This window comes from Intestinibacter sp., assembly GCF_022780145.1.
GTDB lineage: Bacteria > Bacillota > Clostridia > Peptostreptococcales > Peptostreptococcaceae > Intestinibacter.
In genome coordinates, this window is the sequence record NZ_JALEXO010000227.1 from 1 (window position 1) to 2,585 (window position 2,585).

Genomic DNA, 2,585 nt, shown 5'->3' on the forward strand with positions numbered 1-2,585 from the left:
AGCTGTGTAGGATTCGTGCTTTTGGCTATTGCACCAGGGAATTCTGTTAGAAGTGCTACTGCTGTTACAAAAACAGCTGATATAGCGAGAAATATATCAAAAGTAGTAGAAATCACCTATGATACTTCATTTGTTCTTTTATTTTTATTTTTTATAATATTGATATTTTTTATTTGGACTAATAATAACAAAAATTTAGTAAGAGAACAAATTAAATTATCTATTATGTATCTTCTAGCTGCTTTTGCTGGTATGGTTGTGCTAGTTGTATCTCCACAGGTATCTGTTAGAACGTGGTTTGGACCTGTTATGCTCGTAATAATAGCCATTGGAAATTTATACTCCAATATAAATGTAGACAATGCAAATAAAAATTTAATTTATCCACTATTAACTGCGTTATTAGTATTTACTAGTGTTAAATTTATGTTAGAATATAGATTGGTCTATTACGATGTATCAAGAACTTATAATGAAGTAAATTATCAAATAAAAACTATAAAGGAAGAAAAAGAAAAAGGAAATTTAGATATAACAGTAAAAAGCATATCTACGCCTAAAACTGACTACAACGCATTTTTAGGAACTAGATATATATCTGATAATCCAAAATCATGGTTCAATACGTGGATGGCAAAATATTATGAAATAAATTCAATAGCGGAGGTGAAACAGCTTGAAGAATAAAATACTATCAATAATAATACCGATGTACAATGAAGAAGAATCGCTTCCTCTATTATACAATAGATTAACCAAATTAGCCGATAATATAAAAGACTACGATATAGAATTTTTATTTGTAAACGATGGTAGCAAGGATAATTCTCTAGAGATTGTGAAACAACTTCATAAAGTGGATAAGAGGGTTTGTTACTTAAATTTATCTAGAAACTTCGGCAAGGAAGTCGCAATGGGAGCGGCATTTGACTATGTTACTGGAGATGCAGTTGCTATAATAGATGCCGACTTACAGGATCCACCAGAATTAATAATCGAAATGCTAAAATACTACGAAGAAGGCTACGATGATGTATACGCCAAAAGAAGAAGCAGGGACGGAGAATCATGGCTTAAAAAATTTACATCAAAGGCATTCTACAAAGTACTACAAGCAGTTTCTAAAGTTCCTATCCAAAAAGACACAGGAGACTTCAGATTATTAAGTAGACGAGCTATAGAAGCTCTAAAGGCGTTTCCAGAAAAACAAAGATACACAAAGGGTATGTTTAGTCTTATAGGATTTAAGAAAAAAGAAATTTTATTTGATAGAGACCCTAGAGTCGCTGGTACTACTAAGTGGAACTACCTTAAGCTTATAGATTTAGCGATTGATGGAATAGTTTCGTTTACTATAGCACCGCTTAGAATCGCAACATTTTTTGGTCTATTTACTGGAATCGGTGCATTTGCTTATATGATATTCATATTTGTTAGAACCTTAGTTCAAGGAGTAGATGTTCCCGGATATGCTAGCACAATTTGTATCCTGCTGTTTGTGAGCTCTGTTCAGCTTATATCTCTAGGTATAATTGGAGAATATCTAGGTAGAATATTTATAGAAGTCAAGGGAAGACCTCTATACTTTGTAGAAGAATACTGTGGCAAATCGGATATAGCTTCTAATGTAGATTCTGAATCTGACATCGCTATTTTTACTGCTAAATAATTACAAACAAAAAGAGCTATATAGTAAAATTTTACACTTTACGATATAGCTCTCTTTTAATATTAACTATTTAACAATGTATTTATAGTTGTTGAGCCATTCTTATATGGTGAATAAACCTTATATTCATTACCAGCCTTATCCTTGTAAATTACATAAGCTGATGCTGTTATTGCTTCATCAAATTGAGCTCTTGGTATACCTACTAAAGTTCCTAGATAAGTCACATAATTTTCTTCTTCATTTACTTCATAGTTTACTTTACCTACAGATTGAGCAATTTGTGGAGTATCTAGTGTTAATGATTCTCCATCTGGAAGTAATTTAACTGGAAGTATTATAGTTCCTTTTTCTACTATTTCATCGCCATCATTGTAGATTTTAGTACCAAATCTTATACCGCTCTTATCATCTACTATCGCCTTAACTTGTGCTCCTAGCATATCTACATGGGCCCATTTAGCCTTGTATGTTGTATCTTCTGTATATGTAGCACCTGATTTGTATTCTGTAGTTATATCGTCAGTATCCTTGTACCATCCTACAAATGTATATCCCTCTTTTGTAGGAGTTTCTGGTGTATAGTCTAGTTGTTCATCTGCATTTATTGTTTTAACTACACTTGTAGTCCCATTATCTGCATCAAATATAATATTTCTTCGATTAACATATGAAAGTCTAAAGAATTCTACATCATATGATACAGTACCGAAGCTTCCTGTAGCTGTAACATTATATATCTTACCATCTGTAAGAGAAAATCCTAAAGGTTTAAATATTATACAACCTGGTTCCCCATAGTAATCATTATCTACATAAAGATATCCATCTATTGATGAATCAGAAGAGAAATTCCATTCTTCACCTGTATTTTTACATGTAAGCTTTACTGTTACATCTGATGGATTTGATATAT

Annotated in this window: 3 protein-coding genes; 2 read left to right on the forward strand and 1 reads right to left on the reverse strand. The window is 31.9% G+C overall.

Going from position 1 to position 2,585, the window contains the following annotated elements; all coding sequences use genetic code 11:
- Both MR593_RS08610 and MR593_RS08615 read left to right on the forward strand, forming a co-directional pair.
- Positions 1-687 (forward strand): DUF6056 family protein (locus tag MR593_RS08610; protein ID WP_290691909.1); only part of this gene is annotated, 687 nt, incomplete at its 5' end.
- Positions 677-1,669 (forward strand): glycosyltransferase family 2 protein, encoded by a 993-nt coding sequence (locus tag MR593_RS08615; RefSeq protein WP_290691911.1) that lies wholly within the window; start codon positions 677-679, stop codon positions 1,667-1,669. The genes MR593_RS08610 and MR593_RS08615, both read left to right, overlap by 11 nt.
- Positions 1,670-1,731: 62 nt before the next feature.
- Here the strand turns inward: MR593_RS08615 and MR593_RS08620 are convergent.
- Positions 1,732-2,585: InlB B-repeat-containing protein (locus MR593_RS08620; RefSeq protein ID WP_290691913.1), on the reverse strand; the 854-nt coding region annotated here is incomplete at its 5' end.